Below are 23,998 nucleotides of genomic sequence, written 5' to 3' on the forward strand. Positions count from 1 at the left end.
GTGCGCCGGATTTGCCGTTCTTGTCCATGGACGACCTCATCTCTTGTTGGTGAACCGATCATCGTGAGAAAACGCTAACCCCGAAGCGGCTTTCCGCGAGGCACTTTCGCGCGTCAGATGATCGTCGAGGACGGTCGCGATCTGTCTGATCGCCTCGTCCTCGGTCATCCCGAGGTGGTGGGTGTCGATGTCGACATTCGTTATGCTCCCCCGGACGTACCGACCCCATCCGTTGGCGCCCAACGCATCCGGTCGCCGATCGCGCACTGCGGTGAAGTAGAGCACGTCGGTGTCGACGACCGGCGGGTGCCAGTCACCGGTGGCCCGGATCAACAGGTTGTAGGCGTCGGTCAGCCGCTCGATCGTCGCGGCGTCGATGCCGAACCCGGCGCCGAGGCGCTCGGCGATCTGCTCGGCGGCTTGTTCGGCGGTCGCGTCCGCACTGACGTAGTCGATGCCGAGGACCGGGCCGAGGTTGCTGATCAGCTCGCCGGCGGTGACGGTGGTGATCGCCGACGAATCGACACCGTCGGCCTCGGTGTCGAGCATGGCGAGCAGCGCGACCTCGGAACCGGCCGCCCGCATCTCGGCGGCGACCGCGTGCGCGATCACCCCGCCCAGCGACCATCCCAGCAGGTGATACGGCCCCACGGGCTGTACCGTCCGGATCTCGTCGGCGTACCTGCGTGCGATTTCGGAGATCGTGGTGGGGCCGGGTGCCTCGCCACCGATCTGTGGCGCCTGCAGGCCGTACACTGGCCGGCCGGGCGGGACCTGCCGGCTCAGCGTCTGGTAGCACCAGGCCAGTCCGGAGGCGGGGTGGACGCAGAACAGCGGCGGCAGTTCGCCTTCCGGCCGGATGGGGAGCAAGACGTCGAAGCCCACCCCGCCCGGCGACTCGTCCCCCGGCCCGCGCGCAACGTCGAACCCGTTACGCATCCCGTCCTCGATCCGCCGGGCCAGGTCGGCCGGGCTCGAATCGGACAGCATCCACCGGACCGGGATCTCGACGTGCAACTCGGTCTCGAGGTCGTTGACGACCTGGACCGACCGCAGCGAATTGCCGCCGAGCGCGTAGAAGTCGTCGTCGGCACCGACCCGCGGGACACCGAGCACGTGCTCGAAGGTCCGGGCGATCTCGGTCTCCAGCCACGACGACGGTGCTCGGAACGCCGAGGCATCCCGGGTCGGCTGCGGCAACCTCGCCCGGTCGAGTTTGCCCGAGGCGGTGATCGGCAGCGAGTCCAGCACCATCACCGCCGTCGGCATCATGTATCCCGGGAGCGCCGCCGACGCGAACGCGGTGACCTCGGCGGTGTTCACCGACCTCTCCCCGACGTCCCTCACGCCGACGCCGCGGTCGGCCCCCGCCGGCACCAGGTAGACGGTGAGATAGTCGACCGTGTCGGTGGAGGTGACCGCGGCCGCCGCGCGGGCGATGTCCGGGTGCGCGGCGAAGACCGCCTCGATCTCACCGAGTTCGATGCGCAACCCGCGGAGCTTGACCTGGAAGTCGCTGCGTCCCAGATACTCGAGCACACCGCTTCGGCGACGCCGCACCAGATCACCGGTGCGGTACATCCGGGCGCCGGCGGTGAAGGGATCGGCCACGAAGCGGTCGGCGGTCAGAGCCGGTCGTCCGTGATAACCCCGCGCCACCTGCGTCCCGGACAGGTAGAGATCGCCGGTCACCCCCGCCGGCACCGGACGCAGCCGCGAGTCCAGCACGTACGCACAGGCATTCCACACCGGCGCACCCATCGGCACCGCGCCGTCGTCGGCCGTCCCCACCGCGGAGGAGGTCGCGTGCACCGTGAACTCGGTCGGCCCGTACAGGTTGTACAACTCCACTTCCGGCAGCGCACGGCGGGCGGCGTCCACCACGTCGGGCCCGAAGGCCTCACCCGCGACGAGCAGGGCCCGCAACGACAGCGCCGCGCCGGTGGGCAGGGCATCGGCGAACACCGCCAGCATCGACGGCACGAACGAGGTGATGGTCACCCGATGGGTGGACATGGCCTCGGCCAGGTAGCGCGGATCGGTGTGGCCGTCCGGTCGCGCGATCACCAGTCGGGCACCGACGGAGAGGGTCGCGAACAGTTCCCACACCGACACGTCGAAGGTCGCGGGAGTCTTTTGCAGCACCACGTCCGATCGGTTCAGCCCATACTCGGCGCTGATCCAGCGAAGCTGGTTGACCACCGAACGATGCGACACGGCAACGCCTTTGGGTCGACCCGTGGAGCCGGAGGTGAACAGCACGTACGCGAGGGCGTCCGGGGTCAGCGGCGTGATCCGGTCATCGTCGGTCAGCGGCGAGTCGTCGAACCCCGAGAGGTCGACAGAGTCGAGCGCGGACAGCACCAGCACCGGCTCGGCGCACTCGACCATGTAGTCGATCCGCTCGGCCGGATGGTCCGGGTCGATCGGCACGTAACCACCGCCGGCGGCGTGCACCGCGTACATCGCCGTGAGCTGGTCGAGCGAGCGTCGCATACGGAGCGCGACCAGCGAGTCCGGCCCCACCCCCTGTGCGACCATCCAGCGGGCCAGCCGGTTCACCCGACCGGAGAACTCGGCGTAGGTCTGCGAGACCGTCCCGCAGATCACCGCGGTGTCCTCGGCGTACGCGACCGCGGCCGCGGCGAACATCGAGACGAGGGTAACGGCGGAGTCCACCTCATGCATCGTCGCGTTCGGACCCTGGAGGGCGGCAGACCGTTCGGCGTCATCGAGCAGGTCCACGTCGTGGACAGCGCGGTCGGCGTCGATCGTCATCGCCTCGAGCATCGCCACCAACCGTTCGACGAACCGCTCCACGGTCGACGCGTCGAAGAGGTCGGACGCGAAGGTGACACCACCGGTGATGCCGGCCGGCGCCCCGTGCGCGTCGTAGGAATCGGCGACCGTCACCTGCAGGTCGAACAGGGCGAGTCCGGTGTCCGGTTCGACGGCCCGCACCGACAGATCGGGCAGTTCGATGTCGGTGCTCGAGATGTTCTGGAACGCCAGCATCACCTGGAACAGCGGGTTGTGGGCGTCGGAGCGGACCGGGTTGAGTTCGGAGACGAGCCGTTCGAACGGGACGTCGGCGTGACCGAACGCCGCGAGGTCGGTGGCGCGCACGTCGTCGATCAACTCGGCGAACGACATCCCGCTCCGCACCCGGGTGCGCAGGACGAGCGTGTTGACGAACATCCCGACCAGATCGTCGAGAGCACGTTCCCCGCGTCCGGCGTACGGGGTCCCGACGGCGACGTCGTCGGTCGCGGCGAGTCGCGCGAGCAGGGCGGCCAGCGCGGCATGGAAGACCATGAACAGTGTCGTGTTGTGGGCGCGGGCGACCCGTTGCAACCCGGCGTGCAGATCGGCGTCGACGGTCAGGCCGACGGACTCCCCGGCGTAGGACTGGGTGGCCGGGCGCGGCCGATCGGTGGGCAGTTCGAGCAGCGGCGGTGTGCCGGCCAGTTGCTCGGCCCAGTAGTCGATCTGCGCGCGCAGCAACGAGTTCGGGTCCGATTCGGAGCCCAGGACCGCCCGCTGCCAGATCGCGTAGTCGGCGTACTGCACCGGCAACGGCACCCATCCGGGGGCCTCGCCCTGCAGACGCGCGACGTAGGCCGTCATGATGTCCCGCGCGAGGGGCCCCAACGAGGAGCCGTCACCGCCGATGTGATGCAGGATCACGGCGAGCACCCACTCGTCGCCGCCGAGCTCGAAGAGCACGATCCGGGTCGACGCCCCGGCGGTGAGGTCGAACGGTGCCGCGATCAACTCCGCGATCGCCTGATCGACATCGGATTCCGCAACCTGGACGACCTCCATCGGGACGGTGTCAGCGGGCAGGATCACCTGGGCCGGTTCGCCTTCGACGAAGGGGTAGACGGTACGCAGGATCTCGTGGCGGGCGACGACGTCACCGATCGCCCGGTGGAGGACGTCGACATCGAGACTTCCGGACAGCCGTACCACGACCGGGATGCTGTACGCCGGCGACTCGGGTTCGATCCGGTTGAGGAACCACATGCGTTGCTGCGCGTAGGACAGCGGGATCCGCTCCGGGCGTTCGTGTGCCACCAGGTCGACGCGCCCGGTGTCCGTGTGCGACTCGGCGCGAGCGGCCAGCCGCGTCACCGTGGACGCCTCGAAGATCACCGACACCGGGATCGTGGTGTCAAGCGCCGCACCGATTCTCGCCACCACCCGCGTTGCGGCGAGACTGTTGCCGCCGAGGTCGAAGAAGTCGTCGTCGGCGCCGACCGCGGCATCGACGGACAGGATGTCGGCGAACACCCCCGCGACGATCTCCTCGACCGGCGTGGCCGGGGCTCGGAAACTCCGGGTGGTGACGACCGGCGCCGGAAGGGCACGCCGGTCGAGCTTGCCACTGGGTGTCAGGGGGATCTCGTCGAGGACCACGACCGCCGCCGGGACCATGTACGTCGGCAACACCTCGCCGAGTTCGGCACGCAGTTTCTCACCGACGAGGGCGACGCCCGGCGCGGGCACCACGTAGGACACCAGGCGCATACCGATGCCGGAGTCGTGCCGCGGGACGGTGACGGCGTAGGCCACCCGAGCGAGTTCTGCCCGCGGCGTCGATCTCCCCGAGCTCGACCCGGAAGCCGTGGACCTTCACCTGGAAGTCGTTGCGTCCGATGAACTCCAGGTCGCCCGAGTGGTTGCGGCGCACGATGTCCCCCGTGCGGTACGCGCGTTCTCCGGCATCGCCGAAGGGGTGGGCGACGAATCGGGCGGCGGATACCCCGGACCTGTTCAGGTAGCCGCGCGCGAGCGCGGGTCCGGACAGATACAGCTCCCCCGCGACCCCGTCCGGCACGGGCTGCAGACGGGTGTCGAGCACGAGCGTCTGCATCCCGGCGAGCGCCGTGCCGATTGTCGACCGTTCTCCCACCCGCAGCGGAGTAGTGGCGGTGGCGACGATGGTGGTCTCGGTGGGGCCGTACAGCACCCGGAATTCCCGGCCAGTAGCCGGATCGGCACCCACCCACCGGCTCACCAGGTCGGTCGGTACCTCGTCACCGCCCGACATCACGACCCGCAGGTCATCGAGCCCGTCCGGGTCCACCGAGGCCAGCGCGGCCGGGGTGACGAACGCATGGGAGACGCGGTGATCGCGGAGGAAGTCGGCCAGCTCGCGACCACCCCGCATCCCGGTGGGCGCCACGACGAGGGTGGCCGCGGCGCTCACGGCGAGCAGGATCTCCAGCAGCGACGCGTCGAACGAGGGAGAGGCGAAATGCAGTACCCGCGGGCTGGTTCCGGGCTCACGGTCGATGTGCAGCGTGGCGAGGTAGTCGGCGACGCCGGCATGCGTGACGGCGACGCCCTTCGGCACGCCGGTGGAGCCGGAGGTGAAGACCACCCAGGCGGTGTTCGCGGGCCGGACCGGGCACACCCGATCGGTCTGTCGGATCGGCGACGACGACAGTTCGGCGACCTCGGCGGCGGTGGCGGGGTCGTCGAGCACGACCCAGTCGAGCGTCCCGGACAGCGTCGGCCGGGACCCACGTGTCGTGATCCCCAGTGGCGCAGCCGAATCGGACACCATCTGGTCGATCCGCGCGGCCGGGTAATGCGGGTCCACCGGGACATAGGGAGCACCCGATTTCACGACGGCCCACCACGCGACCAGCGATTCCGCCGACCGCTCCACGGCCACCGCCACGGGCCGCTCCGGTGCCGCACCATTGTCGATGAGGTACCGCGCCAGCCGATTCGATCGGCGATCGAGCTCGCCGTAGGACAGCTCGACGTCGCCGCAGATCACCGCCGCACCGTCCGGGTCGGCCACGACGGCGGCCGCGAAGATCTCCGGCAGCAGCACGGGCTCCGCGACCGCACCCGGTCCCACCTTCGCCAACAGTTCCGCGCGCTCGGCTCCACCGAGCCAGTCGATGTCACCGACGGGTGTTGTCGCGTCGTCGACGATCGCGTCGAGCACACGGTGCAACCGACTGGCGATGCCGGCCACCGTCCCCGGATCGAACAGGTCGCGGGCGAACATCACGGTTCCCGAGAGACCCTGTGCCGTGCCGTCTTCGGTGTAGGACTCGGCGAGGACCACCTGGAGGTCGAACTGGCAGATGCCGGTGTCGGCCTGCGCGCGGGAGACGCGCAGGTCCGGCAGGTCGAGATGGACGTCGGACAGATTCTGGAAAGCCAGCGCGACCTGGAACAGCGGATGATGCGCGGTGGACCGTTCCGGGTTGAGTTCGGAGACGATCCGCTCGAACGGGACGTCGGAGTGCTCGAAGGCGTCCAGGTCGACCTCGCGCACGCGGTCGAGCAATCCGGCGAACGACTCCGCGGCGTCGAGGTCGGTCCGGAGCGCGAGGGTGTTGACGAACATGCCCACGAGCGGTTCCAGGCCCGGTTCGCCGCGCCCGGCGACCGGGGTGCCGATCACGACGTCGTCGGCGCCGCTCAACCGGCCGAGCACTGCGGCGAGCGCGGCGTGCACGACCATGAACAACGACGCTCCGTGTGCGCGCGCGAGGGCCAGGAGTTGCCCGTGCAGGCGGGCGTCGATCGCCACCGGCACCTGCCCGCCCGCCAGGGTCGCCACCGGCGGTCGCGGGCGGTCGGTGGGCAGATCGAGGACGTCCGGGGCACCCGACATGGTCGACCGCCAGAAATCCAGCTGGGCGTGCATCAGCGAGGTCGGATCGTCCGCGCTCCCCAACATGTTTCGCTGCCACAGCGCGTAATCGGCGTACTGGACCGCGAGCGGTTCCCAGGTCGGTTCCGCGCCGGCGATGCGGGCGGCGTACGACGTCATCACATCGCGGGCGAGCGGCGCCATGGACTGGCCGTCACCGGCGATGTGATGGACCACGAGGACGAGCAGGAAACGCCCGTCGGTCCCCTCCCGGTCGTCGTGTGCGTCGCAGGTGTCCGGGCCATGGGGATCGTCCACGCCGTCCGGGTCGATCGCGACCACGGCCACACGCATCGGCACCGACGCGGTCACGTCGAAGCCGAGGCGCACGAACCCGGCGACGACGTCGCCGACCTCGGTGGCCGATGCCCGCATCGACTCCAGGAGCACCGGGGCGTGGTCGAGGACGAGTTGCCAGGGCTCGCCGTCGGTGTCGGGGTAGATCGTCCGCAGCACCTCGTGCCGCCCGACCACGTCGTCGAGGGCCCGCCCGAGTGCCGCGAGGTCCAGGTGCCCTGTGAGTTCGAGGACCACCGGGATGTTGTAGGCCGGCGACTCCGGCTCCATCCGATTGAGGAACCACATCCGCTGCTGCGCCAGCGACATCGGGATGCGCTCCGGGCGAACGGTTGCCGTCAGCGCGGTGCGCCGGTCGTCGCCCAGCGACCCGACCAGCTCCGCCAGGGCCGCAACGCCGGGCGCGTCGAACACCGACCGCAGCGGAACCCGTACTCCCAGCTCCGCACCCAGCCGCGCCGTCACCACCGAGGCGGTCAGCGAGTCGCCACCCAGGGCGAAGAAGTCATCGTCGGCGCCCACGCGCGGCACGCCGAGGACATCCTGGAAGACATGCGCCACGGCGGACTCGGCCGGGCCGGACGGTGCGCGGAACCCACGCGGGGCGATCACCGGTTCGGGCAGGCGACTCCGATCCAGCTTGCCGGTCGGCGTGAGGGGTATCTCGTCCAGTACGACCACCGCGGCCGGGACCATGTACGCGGGCAGCGATCGCTCCAGCGACGCACGTAGTTCGTCACCGGAGAGCGACGCCCCCGCGGTGGCGGTCACGTAGGAGACCAGACAGTGCGGCGTTCCGTTCCCGCCACGCGGGACGGTCACGGCGTAGGCGACGTCGGCGCGCGATCCGAGGCGCGCGTCGATCTCGCCCACCTCTACCCGGGTGCCGCGCACCTTCACCTGGAAATCGTTGCGTCCCACGTACTCCAGTGCACCGGACCGGGAGACCCGGACGAGGTCGCCCGTCCGGTACATCCGGGTTCCGGGCGCATCGGCGGGGCAGGCCACGAACCGCGCCGCCGTCGTCGCGGGCCGGCCGACATAACCGTCGGCCAGGCCGGGGCCGACGAGGTACAACTCGCCGACGACGCCCTGCGGAACCGGACGCATCCACGTGTCGAGCACCATCGTGCCCACCGGTCCCACCGCCGTCCCGATCGTGATCGGATCACCCGCCCGCAGCGGCGTGCCGGCGGTGGCCCAGATGGTCGATTCGGTCGGCCCGTACAGGTTGATCATGTTCCGGCCGTCGGCCCACCGTGAGACCAACTCGGGCCCGACCGGTTCACCCGCGGTCGCCAGTACGCGCAGCGTGTCGAGACCGTCGGCCGGCACGGTGGCCAGTGCCGACGGCGTCAGGACGGCATGCGAGACCTGCTCGCGCCGAATCAGTTTCGCGAGCGCGGGGCCGCCGTAGACATCGGGTGGCGCCACCACCAGACGTCCTCCGGTCCCGTGGGCCATCAGGAGTTCGAACACGAAGGCGTCGAAGCTCGGTGAGGCCACCTGCAACACAGTCGACGACTGGTCGACGCCGAGGACCGCGCGCTGCGCCGCGACCACCGGCGCGAGGCCGCGGTGGGAGACGACGACGCCCTTGGGCGTGCCGGTGGAACCGGACGTGTAGATCACGTAGGCGGTGTCCCCGAGCCGGATCGGGCCGCCTTGTTCGACGTCGCTGACCGGATTGCTGGAGCGACCCTTCGAGACGCTCGCAAGCTCGCTCCTCAGGGAGCGGGGGAGCCGCCGCCTTCGTTCGACTGGGGGCCGTCCGTCCGCAGTTCGTCGACGAGGAGCCAATCGATGCTGTCGGGCAGTGCGGCCCGGCGCGCGCCGACGGTGATCCCCAACCCGGCGCCGGCGTCGGCCAGCACGAACTCGATGCGTTCGGCGGGCAGGTTCGGATCCAGCGGCAGGAACGGCACTCCCGCCTTGGCCGCCGCCCAGATCGCGATCGCCGCCTCGACGGACCGCGGCAGTGCGCATGCCACGACGCCGGACCGCGCCTGCCGCGAGATCTGTCGCGCCAGGCGATCGGACTCGGCGTCCAGCTGCCGGTACGACAGCGACCGCTCGCCGTAGGTCACCGCGATCGCATCGGGCGCCTGACCGGCTGCGGCGGTGAGGATGTCGAGCAGGGTGGCCGGTTCCGTCTTCGCGTCGATCCGACCGGCGCCTGCCTCGTGCCCGATGTGACGGAGTGCGCCGAGGCGCGAACCCGGCTCATCGGCGATGCGGGCGAGACATTCCACGAAGTGGTCGACGATCTCTCGTGCGCGGCTCTCGTCGAACTCGTCCCGATGGAACCGCACGGTGATGCCGAGTCCCGGTTCCCCCTCGCCGCCGTCGATCTTCGGCGCCACGACGACGCTCAACGGGTAGGGCGTGGCGTCGAGCCCGGTGACGCTGTCGACGTGCAAGCCCGCCGCGGTGACCAGTTGTTGCAGTGCGTCCTCGCGCAGCGGGAACGACTGGAAGGCCAGTGCGGTGTCGAACAGATCCGACCGGCCCACCGCGCGGTGGATGGCCGGGAGTCCGACGTAGTGGTGGTCCAGGACCAGCGCGTTCGCGTCCTGCACATGAACCAGCAACTCGCGCAATGACATCGACGGTTCGAGACGGACCCGGATCGGTACCGTGCTGAGGAACATCCCCAGCGCCCGGTCGACGCCGGGCAGCTCCGGTGGCCGTCCGGCGACCGCGGAGCCCAGGACCACATCGGTGTCGCCGGTGAGGGTTCGCAGGACGAGGGCCCACGCCGCGGACAACGCGGTCCCGACCGTCACCGCGGACTCCGCGGCGGCCGACCGCAGACGCGCATACTCCTGCCCGGGCAGCTCGGCGATGACCTCACCGGCGTCGAACACGGTGGTCGCGGCGCCGAGTCGGGTCACGCGGGTGGGTCCGTCGACGTCGGCGTAGGCCTGCGCCCACGCGGCCGTCGAGGCGTCCTGATCCTGTTCGCCGAGCCACGCGAGGTAGTCCCGGTATGAGGCTGCCGGCCGGCATGCGCCGATCTGCCCCGGGTCGCCGTAATAGTGGAGCAGTTCGCCGAGCAGCAGGGGCATCGACCAGCCGTCGAGGATCACGTGATGGTTGGTGACGTGCAGGGCGAAGTGGTCGCTGTCGAGCCGCACGAGGGTGAAGCGGATCAGCGAGGGTTCGGTCAGATCGAAACCGGCGGCGGCGTCGTCGGCGGCGACCCGCCGGGCGGCCCCGCGGTCCGCGGCAACGGTGAGATCGACTGTCCGGAAGCGCACCTCGACGCCGTCGACGACGACCTGTCGCGGGCCACGCGACGTCTCGACGAAGGCCGTCCGCAAGACGTCGTGGCGGTCCACGAGCGCCTGCGCGGCGCGGCGCAGCAGGCCGGCGTCGACCGGACCGGAGAGGGCGATCGTCGACTGCACGGTGTAGGTGTCCACCGCATCGGGATCGAGGGTCGAGTGGAAGTGGATACCCGACTGCGTCGGCGACAACGGCCAGACGTCCGACAGCCTGGGGTAGTCGTTGCGCAGCCGGTCGAGATCGGCATCGGGAAGATCGACGAGTGGCGAATCCTGCTCGGTGACAGCCTGTTCGACGGCCGAACCGGTGGCAGGGTCGCCGGTCGCGGATGCGGTGGTGGCGATGGCGGCGAGCGCGGCGACGGTCTTCGCCTCGAAGATCGCCCGCGGAGTGAGGGACAGTCCGGCGGCCTTCGCCGCCGCGACCAGTTGCATCGAGACGATGCTGTCACCCCCGAGGGTGAAGAAGTTGTCGTCGGCGGTGACGTCGTCGAGTTCCAGCACCTCGGCGAACAGCGCGGCGATGATGCGCTCGGCCGGTGTCTCCGGCGGGCGGCCGCCCCCGCTCTCGGCACGGAACTCGCACTGCCGCAGCGCCTTCGTGTCGACCTTCCCCGACCGGGTGACCGGCATCGACTCCAGCTCGACGATCGCTGCGGGAACCATGTAATGCGGCAGGGTGTTCGCGAGGTCGTCGTGCAACGCATGCACGTCCATCGGCTCGTCCGGCGTCCCCACGACGTAGGACACGATGACCGGACGACCCGCCGGTCCGCGCTGGAGCACGGTCGCCGCCTGCGCGACGCCGGCGATCCGCGCGAGATGGGCATCGATGTCCCCGGTCTCGATGCGCAGGCCGTGGACCTTCACCTGCTGGTCGTTGCGCCCCAGATAATCCAGCCGCAGGGCGCCGTCCGTGCGAATCCAGCGCACGGCATCGCCGGTGCGGTAGAGGCGTTCGCCGGCGGAGCGTACGGGATCGGCCACGAACCTCGTCGCGGTGACGCCTGCGCGGTCGAAGTAGCCACGCGCCAGACCGGGACCACCGAGGTAGAGTTCGCCGACCACTCCGACCGGCACCGGCCGCAACCAGGTGTCGAGCACGAACGCCGAGACTCCCCGGATCGGTTCCCCGATCGTCACCGGCTCCCCGGGCCGGAGATCGTCGGCGCCGGTCGCCCAGATCGTGGTCTCCGTGGGTCCGTAGTGGTTCATCAGCCGACGACCCGGCGACCACCGGGTGACGATGTCCGCGCCCGTCGCCTCGCCGACCACCGCGACGATCCGCAGCTCCGGCAGACGCGACGGGTCCATCGTGTTGAGCACCGTCGGCGTGATGATGGCGTGGGACACCCGCTCGGTCCGCAGCAGGTCCTCGAGGTCGGAACCGCCGTAGATCTCCGGCGGCGCGACGGCCAGGCAGGCGCCGGCGCTGTGCGCGACCAACACCTCCGACACGCAGGCGTCGAAGCCCGGGGACGCGACCTGCAGGACCGTCGAATGGGGTTCCACCGCAAAGGATTCCGCGTACTCGACCACCAGGTCGGCGAGGCCGCGATGGGTGACGTGCACGGCCTTCGGCCGGCCGGTGGAGCCGGACGTGAAGATCAGATAGGCCGCGTTGTCCGCCCGGAGCGGGAGCGGGTCCCCGGTACCGAGCGGTAGCGCGTCGTCGGTACCGAGCGGGAGCGAGCCGGGTCCGGTGAGGGTCAGCCACTCGACCGTGTCCGGGAGGTTCGGGACGACGGCGTCGACGGTCACCCCGATCGTGGACCGCGCGTCGGCGAGCAGTTCGGCGATGCGGTAGGCCGGATTGCCCGAGTCGACGGCGACGAAGGCCGCTCCGGTCCGGGCGACCGCCCAGATCGCCACGATGAGCGCGGCCGACCGCGGGATCGCCAGGGCCACCGACGTCTCCGGTCCGGCGCCGCGGGCGGCGAGCTCGTCGGCGAGCCGGTTGCTGCGGCGCACGAGTTCGCGATATGTCATCGTGACGCCGTCGGCGCGCACCGCCGGTGCCTCGGGGTGTCGTCGCGCGGTGTCGGCGAGGATGTCCCGGAGTAGGCGGGGCGACACGGCGGGCGGCCCCTCGATCGGACAGAGGGCGGATCGTTCGCTGTCCCAACAGGATGAGAGCGTGGCGACCTTGCGGCCCGGTTCGGCGGCGATCTGGCGCAGCAACAGCACGAACCGCTCGAGCAGGACCTCGGCGGACTCCCGGTCGAGGCGGTCGACGGCGTACTTCACCACCAGTTCGTAGGTGCCGGGCCGATCGGCGGCCGGTTGGTCGGCCCGTCCGGGCCGGGGCGGCGTGACCTGGAGGCTGACCGGGTACGGGGTCGCGTCGTGGGCGGCCAGGCCGTTTAATCGCAGTCCCGCGTCGCCGAGCATGCGGTTGATCTCGTCCGGGTCGACCGGGTACGACTCCAGCACCGTGGCGGTGTCGAACATGTCGGCCACCCCGGTCACCCGCTGGAGTTCGGCGAGGCCGATGTCGCGGTGGCCGAGCATCGCCGCCTGCTCGGACTGCGCTCTCGTGAGCAGGTCGATCACCCGCTCGTCCGGGTCGAGCCGGATCCGCACCGGGAGGGTGTTGATGAACAGCCCGATCATCTGCTCGATGCCCGGGATGGAGGCGGGACGGTCGGACACCGTGTTGCCGAAGACCACGTCGGATCGGCCCGTCATGATCGAGAGCAGCATCGCCCACGCCACCTGGATCGAGGTGTTCGCGGTCACCCCGTGGGCGCGCCCGAGACCCGCGATCGCCTCCGTCGTCGCGATGTCGAGATCGAGCGCGGTCTCGTCGACCTCGGCCGTCGCGTCGCGCTCCGCGGCGCCGGTGAGTCGCGTCGGACTCTCGATGCCGGCGAGGGTCTCCTGCCACGCGCGTGCCGTGGCGTCGTGGTCGCGGGTGTGCAGCCACTGCAGGTAGTCCCGGAACGTCCGGGGTGCGGGAAGTCCGGTAGCGCCGTCGGCGTCATCGTCGGCCAGGTACAACTGCAGCAGTTCGGAGATGACGACCGGCATCGACCACCCGTCGAGGACGATGTGGTGGTTGGTGATCGACAGCAGGAACTCGTCGCCACCCGGGTTCTCGGTGTCGCGCGTCAACCGGATGAGGTGGAAACGGACCAGCGGCGGCCGAGCCAGGTCGAAGGGGGCCGCCGACCCGGCGATGAGACGACGCAGTGCACGGTCCCGGTCGTCGGCGTCGGCGATCCCGGTGAGGTCGGAGTCCGACCAGTCGACGGTCACATCGTCGAGCAGGATCTGCCGCGGCCCCGCGCCGGTCTCGACGAATGCGACGCGGAGACTGTCGTGCCGGGCGATCAGCGCCTGCGCCGCCCGACGCATCCGGTCCGGTTCGAGCCGTCCGCCGAGTCGCAGTTCGGCCTGCACCGTGTAACCGTCGACGGCGGCGTCGTCGTAGGTCGCGTGGAACAGCAGTCCGGACTGCAGCGCGGTCAGCGGCCACACGTCGACCATCGACGGATGGGCGGCGGTCCAGTGATCGATGTCGGCCTGGGTGGTCGAGACCAGCGGGAAGTCCGACGGCGTGTGGCCGCCGGCCGTCCCGGACCGGACGTGCTGGGCGAGACCCTTCAGGGCCTGCACCCACAGGCCGGCCAGCTCCTCGACGTCGACCCGGTCGAGCACCAGCGCGGCGTACTCCCAGCCGACGTCGAGTTCGACGCCGGCCGAACCCGGTTCGGCGATCGCGTTGATGTCGATGATGGCGGGCAATGCCATCCACGGGTGCCCGGTCCCGACCAGCGCGTCGAAGTCGCGCGCCGGCATCCACGGACCGGTGTGATCGCCGGTCCCCATCCGGCCCAGGTAGTTGAGGCTGATCTGGGGTTCGGGCCGGTCGCCCAGTTCGTCGCGGCCGGTCGGGTCGAGATATCGGATCATGCCGTAGCCGATCCCGTGGTCGGGTGCCGCCCGCAGCTGTTCCTTGATCTGCTTGATCGCCAGTCCGGCCGACGGACCACCGGTGAGGGCGTCCTCGACGTCGACGCCGTGCAATTCGAGCCGGACCGGGAAGCGAGAGGTGAACCAGCCCACCGTCGAGGTGAGGTCCGCGCCGGGTACCGCGGCCTCCTCGCGACCGTGGCCTTCGAGGGCGATCAACTCGCTGCCGTCGGCCTGCCCGCGCCGACGTCGCCAGTGCGCGAGCGCCAGGGCCAGCGCGGCCAGCAACGAATCGTTGGCACCGCCGTGGAACCGCGCGGGGATGGTGGTGAGCGCCGCCTCGGTCACGTCCGCCGGAATCCGCATCCGGATGCGGCCGGCGGTGGCGACGATGTCTCGATCCGGGTCGAGCGCGCGGCGCCCGAGCAACCGGTCGCCCGGCTCGAGGATCTCCGTCCATCGGTCGAGTTCGGCCGCGGCGCGCACGGGTGCCTGCTCGACGAGGCCGTGGACCCAACGGCGGACCGACGTCGTCGGCAGGCCGAGGTCCGGCACCGCGCCCCCGTGGATCTGGTGCCAGGCGGTGACGAGGTCGGCGAGGAGGATGCGCCAGGAGACCCCGTCGACGGCCAGATGGTGGATGACCAGCCACATCAGGTCGGGCGCGGTACGGTCGGGGTGCTGCATCCACACGAACCGCACGAGTACGCCGGCGCGTGGGTCGAGTCGATCGGCCGCGGCCTGGAGGTGGCGGTCGATCTCGTCGCCGTCCCGTCGGTCGAGCCACACGTGCTCGAGCGCCTCGTCGGCGTCGACCGCACCGGGTGGGCGGACCACCACGTGGGGTTGGTCGGCGAGATCGTCGACCAGCGTGGCCCGGAGGATGTCGTGCCGGTCGAGCACCGCGCTCAGTGTGCGCACCAGTTCGTCGCGCCCGGCGGCATCCGGGAGCTCGACCAGCGCGGCCTGTCCGAACCGGTCGACGGGACCGCGTTCGAGCATGGCGTGCATGATCGGTGACAACGGGATGGAGCCGACGGCGCCGCCGGGCAACTCGCGCAGTCCGTCGTCGTCGGAGACATCGGAAGCCATCGCGGCCAGCGCGGCGACGGTCTTGTGCTCGAACACATCCTGGGTCGTGAACGCGAGCCCGCTCGCCTTCGCCCGCGCCACGAGCTGGATGGACAGAATACTGTCGCCGCCGAGGACGAAGAAGCTGTCGTCGGCACCCATCTCGACCACCCCGAGTACCTCGGAGAAGAGTTGCGCCAGTCGGTATTCCCGGGAGTCGACGGCGGCCGCCCCGATCGCGCGGATGCGAACACGGGCGCGGGCAGGGCTCGTCGGTCGACCTTGCCGAACGCATTCAGCGGCAGGGTGTCGAGGATCGTGATGACGGACGGGACCAGGTGCGGCGGCAGGCACTCGCGTGCGAATCGCTCCAGCTCTGCCGGTTCGACCCGCTGTCCCGTCGCCGGCACCACGTACGACGCCAGGACGGTCGCGCCGGCGAGGTTGAGCGCGGGCACGGTGACGGACTGGTCCACCTGGGCGTGCCCGGTGAGGGCGGCGTCGATCTCACCGGGCTCGATCCGATACCCACGGATCTTCAGCTGGAAGTCGGTGCGGCCCAACAGCTCCAGCGACGGCGCGGTCCCCGCCCCGACCCAGCGGGCGAGATCGCCGGTCCGGTACATCCGTTCGCCCGGCGCGCCGTGCGGGTGGGCCACGAAACGCGCCGCGGTCTGACCGGGCAGACGCGCGTACCCGCGAGCCAGCCCCGGGCCGGCGAGGTACAGCTCGCCTGCGGTTCCCATCGGCACCGGTTGCAGTGTGTGGTCGAGGACCATCACCGACGTACCGCGGATGGGGCCGCCCACGGTGACGTCTGCATCGGGCTCGACCACCGCACTCGCCGCCGTGATCGTCGACTCGGTCGGCCCGTACTCGTTGATCATCGTCGCCGACCGGGTCCACCGTTCGACCACGTGCGGGGCGCACCGGTCACCGCCGACGACGACGGTCTGCATCCGGGTCAGCGATTCCGGCTCGATGGTCGCCAGCATCGCGGGCGTGAGGGTCAGGTGGGTGACCTCCTCCTCGGCGAGCAACTGGGTGAGCCGCTCGCCGCCGATCACCTCCGGAGGCACAATCACCAGGGCGGATCCGGTTGCGAAGCAGGTCAGCAGCTGTTCCATCGATGCATCGAAGCTCGGGGAGAGCGCGTAGGAGACCCGGGACGCCGGCGCGAGGCCATAGGCGCGGGTGCGATCGGCGATGAGACTCGCCAGCCCGGAGTGGGTGACCTGCACGCCCTTCGGCACGCCGGTCGAACCGGACGTGTAGGTCATGTACGCGACGTTCTCGAGCCGGGCCCGCGACGGAGCCGGCGGGTCGTCGAAGCCGCCGCCCGAGGCGTCGGTGTTCCCGTCGGGCGAGAGGTCGCCGAGGTCGATCCGGACCGCCGACGGGGGCACCCGCTCGGCGAACTCGTCGACGGTGATCGCCGCGCGAGCACCGCTGTCGGCGAAGATGTGCTCGATGCGCTTACGCGGGTATTCCGGATCCACCTGCACGATCGCGGCACCGGTCTTCGCCACCGCCCAGACGGCCACGACGGTGCCCAGGCACCGTCGCAGCAGGATCGCGACCGACTCCTCCGGCGCGCAGCCCGCGGCACGGAGGCGCCGCGCGAGTCGCGACGAGGCGGCGTCGAGTTCGCGATACGTCATCGAACGCCCGGACGCGCGCACGGCGGTCGACTCTCCATGTCGCGCAACGGTTTCGGCGAGAATGTCGGCGAGCACCCGCGGCGGGGCGCAACGCGCACCCCGCACGGGGAGCAATGTCTCCCGTTCATGCTCGTCGAGCAACGAGAGCTGTCCCACGCGATCGTCGGACGCCCCGCCGAGGAAGGCGTGCAGGAACATCAGGAAGCGACGGTGGTGCCCGGTGAGCTCGTCCGGGGTGTAGATGTTCGGGTTGCCCTGGAAATCGATGTGCGTGCTGCTCTTTCCCGCGCCCGGGTAGATGTTGACGAACAGATCGGACGTCGGACCCGAGGTCAACACGTGCAACCGCCCGGTGACCTCACCCAGCACGACCTCGCTGTCGACCATCATGAGGTTCACCGCCGGCCCGAAGGACGCCGACTCGTCTCGGGCCATCCCCATGTCGGCGAAGATGTCCTCCTGCCGGTACCGCTGCCGCCGCAGCGCACTCAGCAACTCCCCCTGCACGGAGGTCACCACGTCGCCGAGCGTGCGGCCGGCGACCGGCACACGCAGCGGCACGACGTTGGCCACCATGCCGCCCGACCGGCGCAGCACGGCGGAGTGGCGACCCGAGACCGGAAGGCTGAGAAGGACTTCGGCACTGCCGGTCATCCGCGCGAGGTACGCGGCGAACGCCGCGACGACCACCGGGGTCACGCCACCTCCCTCCTGCGCGGCCGCATCGAGCAGCGCGGCCGTCTCCGCGGGAATCGGCGCGCTCACGAGGATCGGGTGCAGCGTCGGCTTGCCGTGCCGGCCGGCCAGGGTCACGACCGGCGGGGCGCCGTCGAGATGGTCGCTCCAGTACCTGCGGTCGTTGTCGTGACGAGTCGACCCGGGGTAGGACGCGTCCTGGGCGATGATGTCGGCGATGTCGCTCGCCTTCGACGGCGGCGCGGGATCGCCGCGAACGGCCGCGTTGTACAGCTCGGTGATCCGCCGGACCATCGTCACCGCGGCGAATCCGTCGAGCGCGATGTGGTGCGCCCGCAGGTACCACATGTAGTGCGCGTCCCCGACGCGGTAGACGATGCTCGTCATCAGGTCGTCGGTGAGCAGGTCGAGCGGTCTCGTGTAGTCGAGCAGCATCAGCCGGTGCGCTGTCGCGGTCGGATCGGCCTCGCCGCGCAGATCCACGGTGCTCACCGGAGCGCTCTGGGAGGCGACGTATTGCCGCGGTTCGCCATCGACGACGACCAGGCGCAGGTGCCCCGAGCCGAACTCCCGCCCGGTGATCAGGCAGACCTCCGTCAGCAACTCGGTGTCCAGTTCGCCGTCGATGTCGACGTACTGTGCCACCGAGATCGGCAGGTCACCGGCCACATGCTGGGCGAACCAGATGCCGCGCTGCGCGGCGGACAACGGAAGTGAGTCCACACCGGGATCCGGTCTCGCCGACGTGGCGGCTCCGGTCGTCTCCGTGGGATGGTCATCGGCCGGCATCCGGGTCGACGAGGAGTGCGCGGACGGGGTGACGAGATCCTTGTCTGAGATGGTCACGTGGCCTCCATGCGTTCGTATCGATCGCACTCGTCCGGGTATCAGGACCACCCGGGCGCCCCCCGCAGACCACGGGATGGACAATTCACAACCCGCGCGAGATCAAGCCAGATAAGCCCCCTGGAGAGCTGTCGCCCCGTCGACAAATCGGACCATACTCCCGATTAACATTCGCCGACATCCCTTTTCGGCAAAGGTAAAACGTCAGTAAAGGCGAAGTAAAGACCAGCGAAAAAACGTCTCAGAATGGTCACGGAGAATTCGATGGTTCATTCGGATGAGTTTTCCGAAAGGCGTGGATTTTCGCCCGTGTCTCTGATTTTCAGATCAACTCATTCGGAAAGCGAATGTGGATTCATTACTCACACGGAGGCTGTCAAACCACAAGCAGCAGTTGTTCTTTGGGGCGACCGATCAATCGGTCCATCACGCCCTTCTCACGCAAATCGCCCAGAATGGACGGATCATCTTTAGGTGTCATTGCTAACGAATCGTTTATCCATGTTCAGCGTTTGGCGCCGAACTGGACTCATCGGAAAATCGACGCCGATGTCGACGACTCGGGACCAGATGATCGTCGACGTCATTCGCTGAGACGACACGACTGATGAATGAGAAAGAGCGAACGCAACTGCCCTGGGTCAGCCACGTTGCGGGGCCGGCCGGTTGCGCGTCAACCGAGCCGAGGCGGTTGCGGTTCCCGGCCCCACGGGGTGCCACCCGACCGCCCGGGCCAGGCCCTGCGGGGGCATCCCGCTCGAGATGGTCTCGTGTTCGCCGATGACGTAGGTCTCGTGCCAGATCCCGACCGAGTCGGTGTCGGCGAGCTCGCGATTGAACCACCGCCACATGGACAGATGCGGGGCGTCGGGGTCGGACGCGAACCGTCGGAGATCCTCGGCGCTGCGCCAGTACGACAACACCATCGGCGAACCGCCCAGATAGAGGCGCGCGTCGAGCATGCCCGCATCCGGTCGGCGCCGGAGGTGGATCAGCATCCGGGACATCGACGTAAGCACCGGTAACCAGGCGCGTACCCGCCAGGGTCGCGTCACCCGCATCCCGATCAAGAACACCGTCGTGCCCGGCGGCGGGGCGTCGTTGGTCATGCGGGCGGCTCGGCGAGCGGACATGAGACCTCCAGGACATTTTGTAACGTTGTTACGAAACGATGTTATGAAACGATTGCGGACATGGCAAGACCCCGATCCCACACCGAAGACGTCCGTGTCCGGCTCCTCGACGAGGCGGTTCGCATGGTGGCCGCCGACGGCATCGGTGCGCTGTCGGTGCGGGAGGTCGCTCGCGCCGCCGACACTTCCACCACCGCCGTCTACTCGCTGTTCGGCAACAAGGAGGGCCTGTCCCGCGCGATCCTGGTGCGGGCCTTCGATTCGTTCGCGCGGGCCCAGCGCTCCGCGAGCGTCGCCGCAACCGACCCGGCGACGCTCGCCGGCCTGGGGGTCGCCTACGTCGGGTGGGCGCTCGAGAATCCGCGCCTCTACGAGCTGATGTTCGGGGACGTGCTCGCCGGGGTCGAGCGCACCGAGGAGACCCGCTCGGCCGCGACCCGTGCGATCACGCCGTTGCGCGAGGGAGTCGAGCGAGCCATCTCCTCGGGCGCACTCCGCACCGCGGACATCGACACCGTCGTCGCATCGTTGTGGGCACAGGTGCACGGGACCGCGACGCTGCTCCTGTCCGGCAACTACCCGGCCGGCGCCGACCCGATGGCCGCGGCGACGGCCATCATCGACGGATGGCGAACTCCTGGTGCCTGACCGGCCGGACGAGGGCACGCGCACCGTCGGTACGTCTCGCCTCCTTCGGAGACACCCCACTAGGGTGTCGGTATGGCAGGGCGCAGCATGGATTTCGACCCCATCGCCGAAGCACGGGAGAACTGGACCCAGGCGGGGTGGGGCGAGGTGGCCGACGGCATGGTCGCGGTGACGTCGGTGATGCGCGCCCATCAGATCCTGCTCGCCCGTGTCGAGGCCGCCCTGCGTCCGTTCGATCTCAGCTTCTCCCGCTTCGAACTGCTCCGCCTGCTGGCGTTCTCGCGTCAGGGGTCCTTGCCGATCACCAAGGCCAGTGACCGGCTCCAGGTCCACGTGACCAGCGTGACCCACGCGATCCGTCGCCTCGAGGAGGGCGGGCTCGTCCGCCGCGTCCCGCACCCCACCGATGGACGTACCACGCTCGTCGAGATCACCGAACTCGGCCGCAAGACGGTGGGCGACGCCACGGAGACCCTCAACCGCGAGGTGTTCGGCAACGTCGGCATGTCCGACGACGAGATGACCGGCCTCGTCGGCGCCATCCAGTCACTTCGCAAGCACAACGGGGACTTCTGAAACGGCGCGCGGAATCCGTATGACGTCGTGCCCGGAATCCGGGTTCGACGTCATACGGATTCGCTCAGCTGCTCGGCGTTGGAACCGCGCGGTGATCGTCTGCGTCGAAACCCCATGGACCTCGCCGAACTGACCGCCCGCCGAGACGGCGTGTTCTCCACCCGCGAAGCGCGTGATTGCGGTGCGAGCTCGTCGACGATCCAACGCAAAGTCGCTGCCGGCGAGTGGAAAGCGGTAGCACGCGGGGTGTACCTCGTCGCCGGGCACCACCGCACAGCCCGGGCTCAAGCCCGCATCGCGGTCCTGTCGGTGCACAACATGGCGGTACTCGGCGGACCAGCGGCCGCCTGGTGGCTCGGACTGCACGACACCGAACCCCGAAAACACCTCGTCTACACCCCGACCCGCGGCAGCGCCCGACGCTCGTCCGCGACCGCGGTGGTCAGGTTCCGGCGACTACACGACGACGACATCACCGAGCATCAAGGTCTCCGAACAACGAGCGCCGCGCTGACCGTCCTCGACGCCTCCCTCGACCTCGGGATCAGCATCCTCGATTCAGCACTACTCAGCACCCGCGTCACCCTCGACGCTCTCCGCGCCGCCCACGACCGCTACCCCAACCGGCACGGGGCACCGCGCGTCGCTGCCTATCTGAAACTCCTCGGCGACGGAGCACGATCGGAAGCCGAACGACTCACCACCGAACTGCTGACCGCCGCTGGGATCTCCGGCTGGATGCCGAACATGCCCGCCTACGGCTACGTCATCGATTTCGCCTTTCCCGACAGGAAGGTCGCAGTCGAAATCGACGGCTTCTCCTTCCACCGTGACGCCGCGGCCTTCCAGCGCGACCGCACCAAGCGCAACCTGCTCACCGCCAACGGATGGACTGTCCTCAACTTCACGTGGACCGACCTCGTCGACCGGCCCGCCCAGGTCGCCGCGGACGTCAGGGCCGTGCTCCGACGAGCGGCCGCCTGAAACGCGTATGACGTTGTGCCCGGAAACCGGGCACAACGTCATACGGATCTCGTGAGGTCGGCGAACGACTAGTGCAGCGAGGTGATGATCGCGCTGAAGTCGAGGTCAGCGTGCTGTTCGGCGAAGCCGCGGTAGAGCTGTGCGGCGTGGGTGCCCAGCGGCGCACGGGCGCCGGTGCTGGCGACGGCGTCCATCGCGAGACCGAGGTCCTTGTTCATCAGGGCGGTGGCGAAGCCCGGCTTGAAGTCATTGTTCGCCGGCGAGGTGGGGACCGGCCCGGGGACGGGGCAGTTGGTCTCGACGGCCCAGCAGTTGCCCGTGGCGCCGGTGATCACGTCGTAGAGCGCCTGGTCGTCGAGGCCCAGCTTCTGGGCGAGTACGAAGGCCTCCCCCACCGCGATCTGCTGGACGGCGAGCACCATGTTGTTGCACACCTTGGCGGCCTGGCCGGCACCCGCGGCACCGCAGTGGATGATCTTGCCCGCCATCGGATCCAGGGTGGTGCGCGCTGCGGCGAAGGCCTCGTCCTCGCCGCCGACCATGAACGCCAGGGTGCCGGCGACGGCACCCTTCACCCCACCCGAGACCGGGGCGTCGACCTGTGCGAAGCCGTGCTCGGTGGCGCGCTGGTGGATGTCCCGCGCGTCGTCGACCGAGATCGTCGACGAGTCGATGAACAGGGCTCCGGTCGGAGTCGCCGGCAGGATCTCGTCATACAGCTTCTTCACGATGCCGCCGTTGGGCAGCATCGTCACCACGACCTCGGCGGCGGACACGGCCTCGATGGCGGCCGGGAAGGTCTCGATGCCGTTCTCCTGCGCGGTCTTCACCGCCTCGGGTACCGGATCGAAACCGCGGACGGTGTGACCGGCTTTCACCAGATTGGCGGCCATCGGGCCACCCATGTTGCCGAGGCCGAGGAAGGCGATCGTCGTCATTGTCTCTGCTTCCTACGAAAGTGGTTGTCTAAAGCGAAGTGTCAGCCCTTCGAGGCTCGTCGCTAACGCTCCTCGCACCTCAGGGGGCGAGGGACCGGTAGCGGGTCGCGATCGAACGGCCGAGCACGACCCGCATGATCTCGTTGGTCCCCTCCAGGATGCGGTGCACACGGAGGTCGCGGACGATTTTCTCGATTCCGTACTCGGTGAGATACCCGTATCCGCCGTGCAGCTGTAGCGCCTGGTCGGCGACCTCGTAGCAGGTGTCGGTGACGAAACGCTTCGCCATCGCGCACTGTTCGACCTTGTCGGGCGCGCCGTCGTCGAGCGCCGTCGCCGCCTGCCACAACATCAGCCGGGACGCCTGCAGCGAGGTGGCCATGTCGGCGAGGGTGAACCGGATGGTCGGCTCGTCGATGAGCGCGTTGCCGAACGCGCGGCGACTCGCGACATAGGCCGCCGCCTTGTCGAAGGCGGCTTGCGCCCCACCGAGCGACGACGCCGCGATGTTGATGCGGCCGCCGTTCAGACCGTTCATGGCGATGCCGAACCCGATGCCCTCGGTGCCGCCGAGGAGGTTGCCCGCGGGCACCCGCACCTCGTCGAGGATGACCTGGGCGGTGGGCTGCGCATGCCAGCCCATCTTGTGCTCCTGGGCCCCGAAACTCAGTCCGGGCGAATCCTTCTCGACCAAGAACGTGGAGATGCCCTTGGGTCCGGCGTCACCGGTGCGCGCCATGATGACGTAGAGGTCCGACGACCCGGCCCCGGAGATGAACTGTTTGACCCCGGTGAGCACGTACTCGTCGCCGGCCCGCTCGGCACGCGTGGCGAGCGCCGCCGCGTCGGAGCCGGCACCCGGCTCGGTCAGGCAGTAGCTCGCCACCGTCTCCATCATGGCCAGGCGCGGCACCCAGGTCGAACGCTGTTCGTCGGTGCCGTACTCGTCGACCATCCACGTGCACATGTTGTGGATGGACAGGAACGACGCGACGGCCGGATCGGCGTACGCCAGTTGCTCGAAGATGCGCACCCCGTCGAGGCGTCGCAGACCGCTGCCGCCGGAATCCTCGGCACAGTAGATGGCACCCATCCCGAGTTTCGAGGCCTCACGCAACTCGTCGACCGGGAAGTGGTTCGTGGCATCCCATTCGAGCGCGAACGGCGCCAGTTTCTTGGCCGCGAAACCCGCCGCGGTCTCGACGATGACACGTTCGTCACCGTCGAGCCGGGCGAGTGCGGCGTCGGCGAAAGTCGTCAACGC

6 protein-coding genes and 1 pseudogene are annotated in these 23,998 nt (G+C 69.6%); 3 read left to right on the forward strand and 4 right to left on the reverse strand.

Annotated elements, in window-relative coordinates:
• Nucleotides 1-36 precede the first annotated feature (36 nt).
• Nucleotides 37-18,455, reverse strand: a pseudogene (locus MVF96_RS24775) (amino acid adenylation domain-containing protein).
• 641 nt (nt 18,456-19,096) lie between these two features.
• Entirely contained in the window at nt 19,097-19,588 is a 492-nt protein-coding gene (locus MVF96_RS19015; protein ID WP_068970986.1) for a DUF4188 domain-containing protein, read from the reverse strand.
• Between the two features lie 51 nt (nt 19,589-19,639).
• On the opposite strand from MVF96_RS19015, the gene MVF96_RS19020 reads away from it, so the two are divergent.
• The 3 genes from MVF96_RS19020 (at nt 19,640) to MVF96_RS19030 (ending at nt 21,796) form a co-directional block, all read left to right on the forward strand.
• Complete coding sequence (locus MVF96_RS19020) at nt 19,640-20,236, forward strand: TetR/AcrR family transcriptional regulator (protein WP_068970985.1); 597 nt, start codon at nt 19,640-19,642, stop codon at nt 20,234-20,236.
• 72 nt (nt 20,237-20,308) lie between these two features.
• On the forward strand, nt 20,309-20,812 hold the full coding sequence (locus MVF96_RS19025; RefSeq protein ID WP_165629681.1) for a MarR family winged helix-turn-helix transcriptional regulator: 504 nt from the start codon (nt 20,309-20,311) through the stop codon (nt 20,810-20,812).
• A 114-nt stretch (nt 20,813-20,926) separates the two neighbouring features.
• The gene (locus tag MVF96_RS19030; RefSeq protein WP_211538265.1) at nt 20,927-21,796 is read left to right on the forward strand and encodes a DUF559 domain-containing protein; all 870 of its coding nucleotides are present in this window, start codon (nt 20,927-20,929) and stop codon (nt 21,794-21,796) included.
• A gap of 68 nt (nt 21,797-21,864) precedes the next feature.
• Here MVF96_RS19030 and mmsB read toward each other — a convergent pair whose 3' ends face one another.
• Nucleotides 21,865-22,734, reverse strand: coding sequence for a 3-hydroxyisobutyrate dehydrogenase (gene mmsB, locus MVF96_RS19035; protein WP_058253828.1), 870 nt, complete (start codon nt 22,732-22,734; stop codon nt 21,865-21,867).
• A 79-nt stretch (nt 22,735-22,813) separates the two neighbouring features.
• A complete protein-coding gene (locus MVF96_RS19040; RefSeq protein WP_247450053.1) occupies nt 22,814-23,995 on the reverse strand; it encodes an acyl-CoA dehydrogenase family protein in 1,182 nt (393 codons plus the stop codon).
• Nucleotides 23,996-23,998 lie beyond the last annotated feature (3 nt).

The sequence above is a fragment of the Gordonia hongkongensis genome, from assembly GCF_023078355.1.
Classification (GTDB): Bacteria; Actinomycetota; Actinomycetes; order Mycobacteriales; family Mycobacteriaceae; genus Gordonia; species Gordonia hongkongensis.